The 14,963-nt window shown below is 67.6% G+C and carries 14 protein-coding genes; 5 read left to right on the top strand and 9 right to left on the bottom strand.

Features of this window, described 5'->3' with window-relative positions; all coding sequences use genetic code 11:
- Window positions 1-634 precede the first annotated feature (634 nt).
- On the top strand, window positions 635-1,285 hold the full coding sequence (locus OG488_RS38340; RefSeq protein ID WP_329238243.1) for a hypothetical protein: 651 nt from the start codon (window positions 635-637) through the stop codon (window positions 1,283-1,285).
- Between the two features lie 789 nt (window positions 1,286-2,074).
- Here the strand turns inward: OG488_RS38340 and OG488_RS38335 are convergent.
- The 3 genes from OG488_RS38335 to OG488_RS38325 form a co-directional block, all read right to left on the bottom strand.
- Entirely contained in the window at window positions 2,075-2,644 is a 570-nt protein-coding gene (locus OG488_RS38335) for a hypothetical protein (RefSeq protein ID WP_329238241.1), read from the bottom strand.
- An 839-nt stretch (window positions 2,645-3,483) separates the two neighbouring features.
- Window positions 3,484-3,846, bottom strand: coding sequence for a hypothetical protein (locus OG488_RS38330; RefSeq protein WP_329238238.1), 363 nt, complete (start codon window positions 3,844-3,846; stop codon window positions 3,484-3,486).
- A gap of 365 nt (window positions 3,847-4,211) precedes the next feature.
- Complete coding sequence (locus tag OG488_RS38325) at window positions 4,212-5,375, bottom strand: serine hydrolase domain-containing protein (protein WP_329238235.1); 1,164 nt, start codon at window positions 5,373-5,375, stop codon at window positions 4,212-4,214.
- A 225-nt stretch (window positions 5,376-5,600) separates the two neighbouring features.
- Between OG488_RS38325 and OG488_RS38320 the strand changes: the two genes are divergently transcribed.
- A complete protein-coding gene (locus tag OG488_RS38320) occupies window positions 5,601-6,377 on the top strand; it encodes a MerR family transcriptional regulator (protein ID WP_329238232.1) in 777 nt (258 codons plus the stop codon).
- An 862-nt stretch (window positions 6,378-7,239) separates the two neighbouring features.
- Here OG488_RS38320 and OG488_RS38315 read toward each other — a convergent pair.
- From OG488_RS38315 to OG488_RS38305, 3 genes are all read right to left on the bottom strand, one after another.
- On the bottom strand, window positions 7,240-7,614 hold the full coding sequence (locus OG488_RS38315; RefSeq protein WP_329238230.1) for an ATP-dependent DNA ligase: 375 nt from the start codon (window positions 7,612-7,614) through the stop codon (window positions 7,240-7,242).
- 39 nt (window positions 7,615-7,653) lie between these two features.
- A complete protein-coding gene (locus OG488_RS38310) occupies window positions 7,654-8,244 on the bottom strand; it encodes a BP74-related protein (protein WP_329238228.1) in 591 nt (196 codons plus the stop codon).
- 663 nt (window positions 8,245-8,907) lie between these two features.
- Complete coding sequence (locus OG488_RS38305; RefSeq protein ID WP_329238224.1) at window positions 8,908-9,207, bottom strand: hypothetical protein; 300 nt, start codon at window positions 9,205-9,207, stop codon at window positions 8,908-8,910.
- A 225-nt stretch (window positions 9,208-9,432) separates the two neighbouring features.
- Here OG488_RS38305 and OG488_RS38300 point away from each other — a divergent pair, with 225 nt between their 5' ends.
- From OG488_RS38300 to OG488_RS39395, 3 genes are all read left to right on the top strand, one after another.
- The gene (locus OG488_RS38300) at window positions 9,433-9,726 is read left to right on the top strand and encodes a hypothetical protein (protein WP_329238222.1); all 294 of its coding nucleotides are present in this window, start codon (window positions 9,433-9,435) and stop codon (window positions 9,724-9,726) included.
- Between the two features lie 182 nt (window positions 9,727-9,908).
- On the top strand, window positions 9,909-10,298 hold the full coding sequence (locus OG488_RS38295) for a hypothetical protein (protein ID WP_329238219.1): 390 nt from the start codon (window positions 9,909-9,911) through the stop codon (window positions 10,296-10,298).
- A gap of 190 nt (window positions 10,299-10,488) precedes the next feature.
- A complete protein-coding gene (locus OG488_RS39395) occupies window positions 10,489-11,112 on the top strand; it encodes an SUKH-3 domain-containing protein (protein ID WP_443074267.1) in 624 nt (207 codons plus the stop codon).
- Window positions 11,113-11,156: 44 nt separating this feature from the next.
- On the opposite strand, the gene OG488_RS38290 is transcribed toward OG488_RS39395, so the two are convergent.
- From OG488_RS38290 to OG488_RS38280, 3 genes are all read right to left on the bottom strand, one after another.
- The gene (locus OG488_RS38290) at window positions 11,157-11,990 is read right to left on the bottom strand and encodes a transposase family protein (RefSeq protein WP_329238217.1); all 834 of its coding nucleotides are present in this window, start codon (window positions 11,988-11,990) and stop codon (window positions 11,157-11,159) included.
- A gap of 951 nt (window positions 11,991-12,941) precedes the next feature.
- A complete protein-coding gene (locus OG488_RS38285; protein WP_329238214.1) occupies window positions 12,942-13,268 on the bottom strand; it encodes a hypothetical protein in 327 nt (108 codons plus the stop codon).
- Window positions 13,269-13,756: 488 nt separating this feature from the next.
- Window positions 13,757-14,095 carry a helix-turn-helix domain-containing protein gene (locus OG488_RS38280; RefSeq protein ID WP_329238211.1) on the bottom strand — a complete coding sequence of 113 codons (339 nt, stop codon included), beginning with the start codon at window positions 14,093-14,095 and terminating at the stop codon, window positions 13,757-13,759.
- Window positions 14,096-14,963: the final 868 nt, after the last annotated feature.

Genomic DNA, 14,963 nt, shown 5'->3' with positions numbered 1-14,963 from the left:
ACGCCCAGGTCTCAAGGCCCGCAATCGTGCCGGGGTTGACCGGCGCAGCGGGCAGGTGGGGCTTCCTGTTGCAGGTCCAGCAGCGCGGTGGCCGGGCACGCCAGTTCGCGGCGGCATGGAGGGTGGCGGAGCGGGTTTGCGGGTGCCGTCGGTTCAGTTCGTTGGTGGCTTTTGCGTGTGGGCGTGGCGGAGTTTTTCGATGGCTCGTTCGAGGTCGTCGAAGGCCCGTTGTTCCTCCAGAGGGAGGCCCGGGGGCCGAAGAGCAGGCCGCTTCGTGCTCCGCGGGCGCGGTTGTAGGCGTCGAAGCAGGACAGTAGGACCGACCAGCACCGCCGCCTGGCCGTCGGTCTCGTCGCCGGTCCGGAGCCCCTGCGACGGGCCGGAAGACGGGCCGGTGCAGCGCCGCCCGCCTTCCCCTAGACCGCGCCCAACACCAGCCACCACCCCATAGCCAGGCAGCCAGGTAGAAGAGGGGAAGTCTCAGAGGACATTCTGAACCGGTATGCCCGATTCCCGCAGTTGGCTTGGGCCAGACACCGTCCTGGCGGTCACGTGGCCCTTCGGCGGCTTCTACAGTGTCCCGAGGTAAAGGGGGCGGGCGAGGCCGGTGGATCGGAAGGGCTGACTCGAGAACGTGGTGCGGATCGAGCGATTGACGGACCTGAGGCCCGTCCACCAGCGTCAGGCTGCCGTCCTGGCCCTGTGGCGGTGGCGCGCGCCGATACTCGCGTTCGGATTGGATGCAGAGTGGGGCGTCGACCAGTCTGTGCTGGAGTCGCTGTTCCGACTGGCAGCATCACCCGCTGGTGAAGAGTCGGATCGCGCATACCGGCGAGCAATCGCCGAGCTGTGCACCGCCCCGCTCTTCACATCTGAAGTTGACCCGGACACGGTCCAGCTCTTTCAGTTGGAGACCATCAGCAACCTGCTGACCTTCGGCGAACTGCTGGACAAGTCTGGCGTGGACGAAGTCGAGCGAGTGGTCGAAGCCTCGGCCGGCCTGGCGAACTACCTCGACGGTCTCGTCGAGGGCTCCTTCTACTCTCACCCCTCGAAGAAAGCCCACCGCCAGTACCTCGCCGACCTGGCGGGCCGAGCGAGCGAGGGCTATTTCGCATCGCGCCACTTCGCTGTCGAGACCGCCTGCCACGGTGCTCTCGGGGTTCTCCCCGATTCAGCAGGGCTGCTCGACTCGTCCACCGGTCGCGAGTTGCTCGCGCTCTGCGAGGACTTCGGCGAAGAGCTCGTCACAACGATGCAGTGGCTCCGCATGACGGGTCACTAGCGATCGCAGCGTGAGCCGGATGGCAAGTGCGGCAGCTGTGACGGACGGGAAGACACCGCCAAGGCCCCATGCGGGGGCGACAGGATTCCGGAGGCTACTGCACCCGGAGAGCCGCGCGTCGAGGTTCTGCGAACTGCCCAGACTCCCTCGCCGCCTGCCACATAGAGGACGGTCACCACCAGCGGGGCGCAGAGACCCCCGAACGGCAACCGGCCCGAACCGGAATGACCCAGCCGGTCAGCGAACGCCTGGCACCGGCCGAAGCGAAGCCGGACGAGACGCAGTCGATTTCAAGCTCCTCCGCCCCGCACCCGCTGTCCACACCCAGGTCCTGGAGCCAGAGAAGGCGTGCTTCACCGAGCAGCTCCGCTTCACCCACTGGGTCGCCGCCCGCCCCGGCCAGCCCCGCCTGGCCGACCTGACCCTCGACGACTTCGGCGCGACGCGCTGCTACCTGCACGCCGTACTACCCGGCGAAGCCAGCCGCGAGGTCGCACAGAGCTCGGTCCGAATGCTCTACCGCTACCGCACCGTGCTGCCTGGCGACCGCATCACCGTTGATCCGCTGGACTGCGAGAACTGAGGCAACAGCACCCGCCGCACCCGCGCCGAGAACACCACCCAGCGCATCCCCGAACACGTCATGGGCCCGCTCCTGGCCTGGTGCCTGCGGATCATCGACGACCTGGCCCCCGACATCCTCATCGCACTCGACGCCTACCGCGTCCGACGGGAAACCGGCCGCCCCGGATGGCGCCACGCGGCTGGCCGGGTCGGTCGGTAGCGGGCTCAGCAGCGGAAGATGTCGCCGAGTTCGCCGCGTACGAAGGCCCGGATGATGTCGGCGACCTGGGAGGCTCCGACCTCGGTGGCCGGGGCGACGATCGGCGCGACGGGCGCCGGCGCCCTGTACTCGGCGAAGGCGAAGGCCCATCCGCCGTCGATGTAGATGTGGACCTCGATGTCGGCGTCGCCGTGGAAGCCTCCGCGCGGGGTGTCGGGGCCACGGTCGACGATGACGGGGCCGCTGATCCGGGCGGTGAGCCCGAACTCCTCCAGGGCGGTGATCAGGTGGCCCTGCAGGGAGACGGCTTTCGCCATGGTGCCCTCGGGATCCGAGAACCGCCCGTACTTCTTGGTGACGATGTTGCGCGCGACGACCGCGAGATTGACTACCGATGCCCAATCGGCCGGGGCAACGCCGCGGCGCGCGCCGGCGGCCCACAGGTCGGTCAGCAACTCGGCCGCTTCCGCCAGGACGATGGGCACGTAAAAGCCTTGGGATTCCACCGCCTTCTCGACTGCGGCGTATGCCTCGGCGGAATAGGTGAGCCCCTCGGCGGCGTCGGTGGTAGGCATGCTTTCCTCTCGTCATGAGCCCGGGGCCGGTTCCGGCGGCCCCGGGCTCATGCTGTCGTGCCGCACTGACAGTGAGAGCGGGTTCCAGGTTGTTCCTCCCGCTGGTGGCTCTGTCGATGACCGGACAGCCCCGGCTACACCCCCTGACAGGCCAAGCGTCTCGCCGGGTACCGGGCGCGGATCCTGGAGCTCACCACTCTTGTGATCACTCACCCGTACTGGGCGACCCTGTCGGGCCCGGACCGGGTGCAGGCCCGCACCGCCCTCACGCACGTTCACGACGCGGCCGGCCCCGAGGCGTAGCCAAATCTGACGCCGCCCCGCGCTCCGGCACCATCAGTGACCTGGAGGCGAACCGGGTCCTGCTCGACTGACTGCGTCGGCAGGCCGAACGCCGCGTCTATGAAATGGAGATCCAGGAAGCTCAGGCACAAGCACGGGCGCGCTGTGAGCGGGCGCGGGCGGAAGTTTCGCCGATCTGACCACCTCCTCCAGCCGGGCGGCCAGTTTCCGCAGTACCGGATCAACCTGGCTCGGCCCCTGCCCGGCCCCCTTTGGAGCAACGGCGGCCGGGGACACCTTCCTCGCACCGGCAGCGTGCTGGTGGGCTCGAACCGCTATCGAGTCCACCGAAACGTCCCTCCCCTCATCACGCTCCTGCCAGACCGCTTGATTGAGAGCGCGGGCGTAGGCGGCCGTCGGTGAGTGAAGGCCAGGAGCACACAGCAACTCGATGCTCTTCTCGGCTATTCGAAGACCGTCCATCGCGGGCCTGCCGCTTTACGACCGGGGCGGGATACCGACTTAGCACTTCAGCCGTACTTCGGCATTTCCCCTGGTCAACGGTTTGGCGGTGGGGAGTGTGGCGGGAGCACCGCGCCGCTCCCGACGAACGGCCGTACGAGCACGTCGAACTGCTCCGCAGTCAGGTTCCGACCCTTCAGTATCGCTCGGGCTGCCGTGAAGATCGCGGCACCAGCAGCGAAGTGCAATCCGGCTAGGTGCGCGTTGAGCTCGTCGGTGCGAGGGCGGAGGGCAGCACGGATCCGGTGGTCAAGTTCGGAGTTCTCGGCAGCGGACGGCACCGCCGCCCGGCTCGCTTCCTTGCCGCCCTTGGTGCGGAGGTCAACCATCCGGTCAAACGCCAAGGCGAGTGCTTCCGGCGACAGGGCGGTTGCCGCATCGACGAATTGCTTGGTCACTGCACTCAGCATGGGAACTCTCGATTCTGTGATTCTGCGATGAGCGTACCGTCCACAAGTTGAGCGGCTCGGAGTCCGGTCGGACTTCGGTGCATGTCCTGTTCAACAACATGAGCGTGGGGACTGCAGCGGGGTGCTGCCTCGTGCAGGCCGAGTTCGTCCGGCACGCACCGCGAAGGAGTGACCGCGCCGTGTGTAGTGACAGCGGCGGACCCGACCTGGTGCCGGCGGCGCTACCTTGACCAGTTCGTCGTGTGTTGTGGTTGTCCTGTCGATCAGGAGCGGGTGAGCAATCGCCAGTAGATAGTGGATCTCGGCCGGGGTGAAGCCCACGAAGTCGGGCGTACCGAAGTCCGGCTGGAGTACTAGTCCATCGGCTGCGTCGGCTCGGCCACCTCGTCAGTCGATCCGGCCTGTTCGCCGCCGAACACCTCATCGACGAGCCTCTCCATCGCCGTCAGGAACGCCCCGGCCAGGGACATCGCGGCGTCGTCCACATAGTTGAGCGAGGCGGTGAGGGTCTTGCTGCCGTCGGTCGTGCTGTACATCAGCGCCGCGTGGCCGGCGGCGCCGCCGTTGTGGAAGAGGAGGGTGCCGCCGTTGGGGCCCGCGTCCTGCACGCGCAGCCCCAGGCCGAAGCCGCTCTTGGGATGCGGCGTGCGCATCTCGGCCAGCAGCCCGGCCGGCAGGAGCTTGCCGCCCGCCAGTGCGGAGATGAAGGTGTGGAGGTCCTGGGTGGTGGAGATCATGTCTCCGCCGGCGGAGATCCAGGAGGGGTTCTGGCGAGTGATGTCGACCGTCTTCTGCTGGCCGGCTTCCTCATACCGGTAGTAGGCGTGGGCGTGCGGTTCGGGGATCTCCGGCGAGGTGTACGGCGTCACGGTGTCCGACATTCCGAGCGGCCCCAGGATCCGCTCCTGCGTCTCCTCGGCACACGAGCGGCCGGTGACCTTCTCGATCAGCAGCCTTGCCAGCACGTAGTTGGTGTTGGAGTAGCTCCAGTCCGTCCCCGGCTCGAATCGCGCCGGCTTGGACAACGCCAGCCGTACCAGCTCTTCCGGCGGGTAGGTCTTGAACCGGTTGTCCACCCACTCCTGGCCCGAGATGGTGGAGGGGATCCCCGCGACGACCGCCCCGTCCTCGAAGAGCTCGCCGGTGAAGTTGAACACCCCGCTGGTGTGCTGCAACAGCATTCGCACCGTTATCCGCCGATCAAGCCCGAAATCGGGGAGGTAGTCGGCCGCCGCAGTGTCCAGTTCGATCTTGCCTTCGGCCACCAGTTGCAGCACCAGAGTCGCGGTGAAGGTCTTGGTGTTGCTACCGATCCGGACGTACCCGTCGACCGGCGGCTCGGCAACCTTGTTTAGCTCGGCCACCCCGCCACTGCCGACCCACTCGCCCCGCTCATCGTTCACGCGCAGCGACACCCCGGCAATACCGGAATCCACGATCTCCTGGATGGCCTCCCGCAACTCCGGGCGATCCTGTCCGGCAGCGGAGTTCTCTGTGGTGTGGAGGGACTCGCTCATGGTCATTCCTCAATCTCGCGACAGTTGGCCTGGCGGCTACCGGCCCCTTCGAGGCGGCCTCGCGATGAGCGTGCACCCTGACCCAAGGTCAAGGTCAACCTCCATCGCGACCATGGGCTGACCCGCACCGATCATTGCGCGCTACCCTCGCCCCTGTGATCGCCCGCGACCCGTACCCCGAGGCCGCGGCCGCGGCCGCCCACGATCTGGAGGTGTGCTGAACCGATGACGAACGGGCTCACGATCGGTCAGGCGGCGGCGTTCGTCGGCATCACGATCAAGACGGTGCGGCACTATCACCGGCTCGGCCTGGTCGCCGAGCCGGACCGTGACAGTTCCGGCTACCGGCGGTACGGGTCGGCCGACCTGCTCCGGCTGATCCAGGTCAGGACCCTGGCCGGGGCCGGCGTACCGCTGGCCGAGATCAGCGGCCTGCTCGGCGCCGATCCCGAGCGGTTCGCCGCCGCCCTGGACGACGTCCATCGCCGCCTCACCGAACGGATCGAGGACCTGACCGCACGCCGCGACACGCTGCACCGGCTCGAACACAGCGACCGGACCCTGCTGCCCGACCGGGCCTGCGCGATCTTGGACCGACTCACCCAGCTCGGCTTCAGCACCGACTACATGGCCGTGCAACGCGAGGGACTGGTGCTGGCCCGGGCACTGATCCCGGAGATCTTCGACAGCTTCCTGACACACCTCGAGCACTCGCTCGCCGACCCCGAGTTCATCGCGCTGACCAAGCGCAGCTGGGACGCCAGATCTTGGGATCCCGACGACCCACGGATCGACGGGCTCGCCTCCGAGGTGGCCGCCAATCTGCTGACCAGCCGTGCGCTGCAGACGATGCCGACCGGGTTTCAGAGCCAGTCAGACGCCGCCGCCCGGTACGGACTGGTCAACCACCACCGGGAAGACCAGGGACCCTCCATCGCCCGATTGAACGCCCTGGTCGAAGCGAACCTGCGCGCGGCCGGCATCCACATCCCTCATCAGTAACGCCCTCTCAGCTTGAGAGCGCGTCAGGCGCTCGGAGTGATGAGCACCGCGCCTGCGGCCCGCCCGCAGCCCGATATCGGCCGCCAACGCGGTACCCAGGAGCTGCCAGAACTCGGCCGCGGTCGTAGGGTCGGTGATCGAGAGACACAGCGTCCACGGCGGCCCGAGCCGATGGTCGACGAACAGCTGCCACTGGCACCCCACCAGCGCCTCGTGGTGAGTGGCAGTAGACGTCGCTGATCTGCCGTGGTAGGTCGCCGACCGGAAACCCACCACGAACCCGAGAGCTTGCTCACCAAGGGTCCTGTCCACTCACCACGGCCCAACGCACTCACCACAGAACCTCACCACCGCAGGTCAGAGGTGCCGATTGCGCAAATTGCGCAATCGAGTTCGCCGTAGCCTCGACTGGAAGTACGGCCAGGCAGCTATGCGGCTACTGCGTCTCGCCGAACGGCGGAACGTCGACTTCGGCGGTATCCACGCGTAGGCGTTCGTAGCGCAGCGGGTGGCGTCACACGCCGTGGTCCTGTGACACGTCGGCACTGATCTCCGCGACGAGGACGGGTCGACGAGGACCGGTTCCAGGGGGGTGCGGCTGTTCCAGGAGGCGGTGAAGCGGATGCCGGTCCAGGGGTGGTCGGGGCCGGCCGCGGTGAGGTGGTCGGCGAGGTCCGGGCCGGGCCGGGCTTGAGCGGGGTTGTCTTGCCGACCAGTCGTAGGCGGCCGGTGGTGTCGTAGCGGCCCAGGAGCAGGACCTGAGGGCGGTGCAGAGTGCCGGTGACGGCGCCAATGAGTGCTTCGGTGGTGTTCCTGCGGCGGACCTTGGTTCAGCCCCGTACGCCGGGCCGGTAGCGGCCCGTCAGGCTCTTGGCTGCAACGCCTTCGACACCGGGTACGTCGGTCCAGTCATGCAGCCACTCGTCCGCGACCGATGGTCCGTGGTCGACGGGCACAGCGTCCAGGGCGGCCCGAGCCGGTGGTCGGCGAACAGCGCTTCCAGGACCTCGCGGCGGCGCGCGAACGGTTCGTCCAGGAGCTCCTGGCCGTCGTGCTGCAGGACGTCGAAGGCGATGAAGTGGGCGGGCATCTCGGCTGCCAGGGCGCGGTCGTTGTGGCAGGCGGTCGCACGTCGTTGCAGGGCGGTGCGGTGAAGCTGAGCTGCCCGTGGGGGTCGAGGACGGCGAGCTCGCCGTCGAGGACGAGACCGTCGGGAGGGTGCGGGCGGCGGCGGCAAGGTCGGGGAAGCGGTCCTGGACCAGGTCCCGCGCCTCGTCTACACCCCGCTCCGGGTCACCGTCCCGGAGCGGGGTGTAGAGCAGTGCCCGGAGGCCGTCGGACTTGGGCTGCACCGCCACCACGCCAGGGCCGGTGCCCAGGGGTGGGAGGGTTTCGCGGGCCTGCGCGAGCATCGGCTCCACAGGTGGCCTTTTATTTGGGGTGTTGGGGCGCGACGCAGCACCCGGTGCTCCCCTTGGTGCAGCACCCGGGCTTTGTCGCGCTTGGGGCAGGCTTTGACCTCGCGAGTCAGCTTTGAGTCCCACGAGCCCCAGTAGCCGCCGGGGAGGAACGCTCCGCCGGCCTCGTCCAAGTGGTCCTCGAGGTAGTGCGGGGAGGCGTCGCAGTCCTCACGCGTGTTGCTGTTCACCTCGAAGAAGCTGATGGTGGCCGGGTCGAGGTGGTAGCTGAAGGCCGGGTTGTAGGGCACCTTCTTCTTCACGATCCTTCCTCCGACGTGGGTCTCGCTCCGCTCGTCACCGCTCAGGACCTCGCGGACGTGGGCGATCAGGGCGTCATTGGTCAGTTCGAAGATGAACTCCTCACCTCGGCCGGGCGGCGCCTGGAAAGCGAAACGAGCGGTTGCCATGGAGATGCCCCTCATCGGAGTCGGCGGGTGCGCCGGGTTAGATCAGACCGAGCCATCATGACTCTAGGTATGGATCCCATGGCGCTGTGCATTCATTCGTCAGTGAGTCGGGCGGTCCAGATCACTCGTCACGGGGACACGCAGGGCTGTGGCGTCCATGGAAGGGCGTGGGGACGGGCAGGCTGGGCGTCTCCGGGCGTAAGAACGGTGCGGGGCAGGGGGGAGAGCCCGGGGAGGGCGTCCGGTGTCCCAGGAGCGCGCTCGGGCCGTCGAGATCGCCCTCGGCGAGCTGCGCCGGGCCGGCGGCAACGAGCGGGGCCTGGCCGCCCGGCTGGCCCGGACGCACGGGGCGGCACCCGGATGTGGCCACGGGCTGTCACCGACGCCCGGGCGAAGTACGCCACCGCGCTCGGCGCGGACGACGAGGCGCAGCGGCCGGCGGCGCAGCCGGAATGAGATCACCTGGGCGCTGCGGTTTCGGGCCGTGGTGCTGGTTCTCCATGGCTGCTTTACGGGCGGCGAGCGGGGGTGGTGGTGGGCCTGACGCGGGTGTGGCGGGGGCGGCACCCCGGCATGGGGGTGCCGCCCCACGTCAGACGGACGGGCGGTTGGGTGCCCCTCGATGGAGAGCGGGGTTGCCCGGTGCCCGGTGGGACATGTGGGTCAGACCGTCGCGGCCATCCAGCCGATGGTTTCGGTGGTGTGCTTGCCATCGCTCCTGGTGGTGCCGGCGTATATCTCGTTCAGGCGGATGAGGAAGCCGGTGTTGGTGACGTCGTGGATGCGGATGCCCGGCGTCTCGGGGCCGTTGAAGGTCTGGGTCAGCGGGAAGACGACGACCTCGGAGCCCGACGGGAACGGGGAGGGGAACGTGACCCGTGTGAAGGTCGAGGTGTTCCCGCCGCTCGTCTCGATCGCGTTGTCGGATCCCAGATTGATCTTGCCGGTCTGGATGAAGCTCATCGTCGATTTCCCTCGCTGAATTTTCCGGTTGCTCAGCCGTCCTCGACGGCCGTCTGGACTCTGGTCACGAAACGGTCCTTGCATGCCGAATTCCCACAAACGAGTGATCATCTTTCGGCCAGCACAGCCACATTTGTCTGGGCTGCACCGGAAACCCCGTACTGCTAGGAGATGTTCGGGCGTGGGAGCAGGCCCGGGTACGAACAGCCTGGGGGAGGTCACCCGGTGTCCGCGGAGCGCGCTCAGGCCGTCCAGGTCACGCTCGCCGAGCTGCGCCGGGCCGGTGGGCACCAGCGGGGCCTGGCCGGGCGGCTGGCCCGTACGCACGGCGTGAACGAGCGGACCTGGGCGCGGGCGGTCACCGACGCCAGGGCGATGTACGCAGCCGAGACCACCCAGGACAAGTGCGAGGCGCCGCCCCCCGGAGCAGGGCCAGCTGTGCAGGCCCGGCTGCAGGCTCCATTCAGAGGCGGGCTGCCCTCGGAGCGAAAGCTGACCCGAGGGCAGCCCGAAACCTGAACCTGCGGATCTGGGGCCAGTCCGACGAGTCGTGGCGGGGTGCACAGTCGCCAGTTCGGTCGATTGTTGTAGCCGGAATCCAACTCGCGATAGGTTTTGTTCGAACGGGGCTGGGGGCGTTCGGATGTGCCCGCTGTCCCGATGATGTCGCGCACGAGTGCAGTGCGCTGGGGGGGACTCTGATGATCGCTGCTTCGTTCTTCTTTTTCGTGGTCGCCGTCCTGGCCCTCTTGGTCCTCGGCTTGCCCTTCCTGTTGCAGGCTCCGTTGCGCAAGCGCGGGGTGCAGGTCATGGCTTCCGAGGTGAGCAGGACAATTCCTAGGGACGGCAAGATCGACGTGCAGTACGGGTATCTCGTAAAGGACGGGGGGCACCACACCGTGTGGCGCCGCGGGGTGTCCACGGAGCCGGCGGTGCTGACGGGGGTGGTCTACGACCCGAACAAGCCGAAGCGGGCCGACTTCAACGACCGCATGCCGGAGAACGTGCAGCGCAGGCGGATTGTTCTGCTCTGTCTGACAGCGGTGGCAGTCGTCATGCTGGTGCTGATGGCGGTGGGCACGCTGTCGTGATGGCTGAGGGATGCGCGACGCGGAAGGCGGCCGCGCGGACGACGCGATCGACTGCGCTCGTGTCTAACGACCTCGTGCACGATAAGCGCTGATTATCGCTGCAGGTCAAGGGCTCGGGCACCAAAACGCCACAAGCCCCTGACCTGCAGCGATTCTTATCGCGCACGAGGTCGTAAGGGTTGTCCCGTAAGTGATCTCCCTGCTGGCACGTGCCGCCCCGCCCTACAAAGTGCGGGTCCGCACCTGCAAGACTTGCGTGAAAGCAGGTTCGCTGAGTAGACGGGGTGGGCGCATAGAGCGCATCGGTGGATTGTTGACGGGCTGCGGGCCCTCGGTGTTGGAAGCGCTCAGGGCTGCCGGGTGGAGAGCAGGACGACGGATCGACACCGAGACCTGGACACAACGACTCGTGGCGGTGGGATTCGAGTTCAACGACGTGGCGATAGCGGTTTGGGCAGAGTTCGGCGAACTGACGATCAAGAGTTCTCCGGCTCGCGCCTCTTCCGCGTCGCTGCGCCTGGATCCCGTTGACGCCTGCATCGACGCGTCTGCGGAGGCTCAGAGGCTGAGGCGCCGCTACGGGGAGAATTACAGCCCTCTGGGTATGTGGTCAATCCAGTACAGGTCATACGTAGCGGCGAGCGGGCGTGTCATCGCCGTGGGACCGGGCTTCCTGTGGCAGCTGGGCACCAGCTTCGCAGAGGTACTGTCCTTCGTGGTGGATGGTGATGGCGGTCCCGATCGTACCGAGCGGGCACCCTGGCTGCGACCCCGTCACATACCGTCTCAGGAACGCTCCCACCAGGTGGGATGATCCTGCGATGTCTGGTGTGATCACGGCGTCGGAGCCGTCCTGGATTAGCCCCGTTCACCGGGCTGAGCCCGCGTGTCTTCGGCAACGACCTCGTGCATGGTTGGGGCGAGGGCGTGTGAGGTTGCGGTCGGCGTTTTGATCATGCGGGTGTGGCGGGCAGTGCGAGTGCCTTCGTGAGGGGTGGCTTGTTGGTCGGTCAGGAGTCCGGCGACGGCTCGGATGGTGTCGGGCAGGTTCTCTCGTCGGGTGTGATGCCGGGCGAGGGCCCTCCAGTTCTTGAGGTGGGCGATGCCGTGTTCGACGGGGATTCTGGCTGAGGGGTGGGCGAAGCGGGCGGCCTCGTGGTGTGCCATCAGCCATTGCAGGTGTTCGAGGTGTTTGCCGCGGCGTTTGCGTGGCGGGGTGACGACCTGGCCGTAGGTTTGCGCCGCGAGGCCTCGATAGCCGGCGTCGGCAAGGATCTGCAGGTCAATGGTGTCAGCGAGCAGGTCGACCAGGCCGGCGTCACGGGCTTGGGTGATGTCGGCGATGGATCCGGCCCGGACCTCGCCGCAGAACAGTGGTCGTCCGCGCTGGTCGGTGACGACGAGGGCTTTCATGGCGTTGATGCGGCTCTTGCCGGAGATGAACCGGCTGAGTCCGCCGCGATGTGCGCTTGGGCGACGGACTCGGACCTCGGTGGCGTCCATCAGTGCGGTCTGGCCGGTGGCGCCGAGATGGGCGATCACATCGGCAAGCGTGCGAAGTCGCAGACCACCCTCGATGCGACAGCCGCGGTCGGCCAGTAGAGGCCGGATCTCGCCGACCGCACGGGTGATGGTCGACCGGTCCACCTGGAACCAGCAGGCCAGCACGTCGTGGGTAACGCCGTGCCTCATGCCAGACCGGACTCAACTCCGCTACCAGATCGGCAATCACAGCCACTGGAAGGCCCGTGACCCGACGCACCGACATGATCAACCCACGCGCCTGCATCCCCACCACGAACGGCCTAACGAACCGGCAGGGCCAACGTCACCGCTAACCGTGCACGAGCTCGTAAGGGCTGCGGTGCGGTGGTCGTGGTCGGGTTCCCCTCGATGTCGTGGTGACTGCGGACGGACGCTGCCGAGAACTTTTGGGAGAGGCAGTCCCGCACCGGCACCTGAGGGGCCCGGCTCGTTGAGTCCGTATGGACACCCAGCCGCCCGAACCGGGCGTAGCCGACATGGCAACCGCCCGCGACCTTACCCGGCAGGCGTCAGACGCCCTTGACCAGGGCAGTCCGGATGCCGGCCGCGCGCTCGCGGATCTCGCCCTTGTCTACTTCCGCCTCGGATTCCCCGCCCGGCCCCGTCATCGCACCGGCCCCTGGCCCCACCCCGTTCCGGACACAGTCCCAGCAGACCTGGAGTCGGCCGCCAAGCCTCCGGCGGCCCTCTCCCAACCCCGCGGCACACAGGACTGGGACCAGCACCGGTCTGCCTCGACGACCACTGCGTTCCCGGCCGCGCCCGCGCACTCCGAAAAGAAGTGAGCCCGTAATAGCCCGGGCAGCGACTTGGCAAGGACGACGGCGCCGATCTGCTGCACCGATCCGGCTGCGGTGGTCACTGGGCCAACACAGCCCCTCGGAGCCAGCGCAGCGCCCTCGTTTCCCCGAGACCACGCCCAACACCGGCCACCACACCGCCACCCCATAGCCGGCAGCCGGGTAGAAGAGGGAAAGTCTGAGCACTCACCACGGGAAACCAGGGCCTGACCTGCCGTTATACAGGGGTCCGCTCCCGGGAGGTGTCGGTCATGTTGTCGGGATTGTTGTCGGGCCCCATGCCGGCCCCGCCAGGCATTCAGCGCGAGAGGTGAGCCAGGGCCGCGGTCAGGCCCGGCTGGACCTCGAGGACCCTCGCTGCGCCGGTGAGGGCGAAGCGACACTGGAGCTGGTCACTCGACGGACCCACCAGTATCAGTGTCCTTCGGAGACGGACAGCAAGCAGGTGCCCCAACAGGCGCGCATCGCAGAAAGCCAGCCCTGCCAGATCCACTATCACCGGGAGTTCTGAAGCGATGGCCTCGTCGAAAACGGCGTCCAGCCGCTCGCTCGTTTCCAGGTCGGTTCTCCCCCACATGGCCACCACGAACGCCCGGGGAAAGTCGAAACGGGTACTGATCACCATCAGTTCGTCAGGGGCTGGACAAGGGGAATGCACCCCTCCAGGATCCCACCCCAGCGCCTGCTCCAGACCAGGGGCCAGGACAGGACACTCATCCCGGTGATCGGCAGCGCCTCCCATAGGCAGACGACAGCCCCCGGGTACCGCCCCGCACCGACGGAAGACCGGCCGGTGGACCGGTGCCCGGGACCGGTCGGCAGCCGTAGCACGCCAGGCCCAGGCCCCGTCGGGTGGTGCGACAGCTCCTACCCACGCGGCACAGGACGCCTTCGTGGGTGCGAGCGGATGGGCAAAATAGCTGCGGCCGCTTCCAGCGCGGGCGTGAATTCTGCGGCTCCCAGCTGGTGCGCGCCTCGCCTCCCCGGCAGCCGCCCCGCTACCAGCCGACAGGGCCAGACGGGGCTTACAAGTGTCAGGTCGCTGCCGGGTTGGGGCGCGCAACTGCAGGAGGCCATCAATGCGGAGGGCAGCAAGACGGGGTTACAGCCCTGTCAGACCGCGGCTGTTGGTCCAGTCGGTTCGCCAGTGCGGCGGTGTTCGGCGTTGATGCGCTGCGCTTCCTCGAGCTGGTCCTCAAGGATGACGATGCGACAGGCCGCCTCGATCGGGGTACCGCCGTCGGCGAGTTCACGGGCGCGGGCGGCGATGCGCAGCTGGTAGCGGGAGTAGCGGCGGTGGCCGCCCGGGGAGCGTAGGGGTGTGATGAGGCGGGCTTCGCCGATGGCGCGGAGGAAGGCCTGGGTGGTACCGAGCATGTCTGCGGCTCGGCCCATGGTGTAGGCGGGGTAGTCGTCGTCGTCGAGACGGCCGAAGGAGACCTCTGCTGTCACTTGCACCTCTCTTGTGGAACACGCTGGAGGGGCCCCGGCGCCAATGGCACCGGGGCCCCGAAGGAACTGCTACACCATCTGCCGGCCCTGGTCCTGCGCCGGCCTTCTGTTTCCGCGAACCCGACCTGAATGCTGTGGTCGGGGGTGCGGGGATCGCGGTTGCTTGACCGGAGACCACCTCACTATCGATGTCCTGCGGTACCCGGACTCGCGTGGCGTCCGGGCGATCCTGATGGCGCTCTGTTCCTCCGTTCATCCCTCTGGGATCACTACTGCTACTGCTGGTACGGCGAACTGTGATGCGTACTACTCGGTGGCCTGTGACAGCGCCACGCTCTCCGGCAGCCAGCCCCGTCGCCCGTCCTGCGATCCACTCTGGCTCAGAACCCCACTGCCGAACTTCCCGGTGCGCGCGCCCGCAGCAGACGCCTTCACCGAGGTACTTCCTGATCACTGCTACTGCATTACTGCTCATGGCGGCCCCTGATCACTGCGGGCCGCCCGGCCCGGTCGCCAGTCCCGTCGCCCCAACAAACCTGGCTTCGAAACTCCACCACCGCACCGTCCTGCGAACTGCAACTACCTGTACTGCTGCCGGGCAGTTCGTCTCTGCCCGGCCCTGCTGTCCTTCTGGCTACGAGAGAAACCATAACCACACCACCACCCAATGTCTACTCCGCCCAGTACAGATTTTCACTCTCGTTCCAGCTAGGTAGTCGCCCGTCTCGCCAGCAGGAGCAGAGTTCTCCGCGCCAACAGCAGAACGTCGTTCGCGCCACCTCCGATCGCAGCCGCCGGCCCAGGGGGGCCACATCCGCCCGGCCCAGGCGGGGCGGATGTGTAAAACGGTTCAAGGGGCAGAAGAGGG

Origin of the sequence: Streptomyces sp. NBC_01460, from assembly GCF_036227405.1 — a bacterium.
Taxonomy (GTDB): Bacteria; Actinomycetota; Actinomycetes; order Streptomycetales; family Streptomycetaceae; genus Streptomyces.
Note: the sequence above shows the minus strand (reverse complement) of the source record. Positions and strands in the feature narration are given on the sequence as shown.

Coding starts and splice junctions, on each gene's coding strand:
- OG488_RS38295 (WP_329238219.1), top strand. CDS start 9,909: ATGATCGCTGCTTCGTTCTTCTTTTTCGTGGTCGCCGTCCTGGCCCTC.
- OG488_RS38335 (WP_329238241.1), bottom strand. CDS start 2,644: ATGCCTACCACCGACGCCGCCGAGGGGCTCACCTATTCCGCCGAGGCA.
- OG488_RS38305 (WP_329238224.1), bottom strand. CDS start 9,207: ATGAGCTTCATCCAGACCGGCAAGATCAATCTGGGATCCGACAACGCG.
- OG488_RS38310 (WP_329238228.1), bottom strand. CDS start 8,244: ATGGCAACCGCTCGTTTCGCTTTCCAGGCGCCGCCCGGCCGAGGTGAG.
- OG488_RS38325 (WP_329238235.1), bottom strand. CDS start 5,375: ATGAGCGAGTCCCTCCACACCACAGAGAACTCCGCTGCCGGACAGGAT.
- OG488_RS38290 (WP_329238217.1), bottom strand. CDS start 11,990: ATGAGGCACGGCGTTACCCACGACGTGCTGGCCTGCTGGTTCCAGGTG.
- OG488_RS38320 (WP_329238232.1), top strand. CDS start 5,601: ATGACGAACGGGCTCACGATCGGTCAGGCGGCGGCGTTCGTCGGCATC.
- OG488_RS38285 (WP_329238214.1), bottom strand. CDS start 13,268: ATGGTGATCAGTACCCGTTTCGACTTTCCCCGGGCGTTCGTGGTGGCC.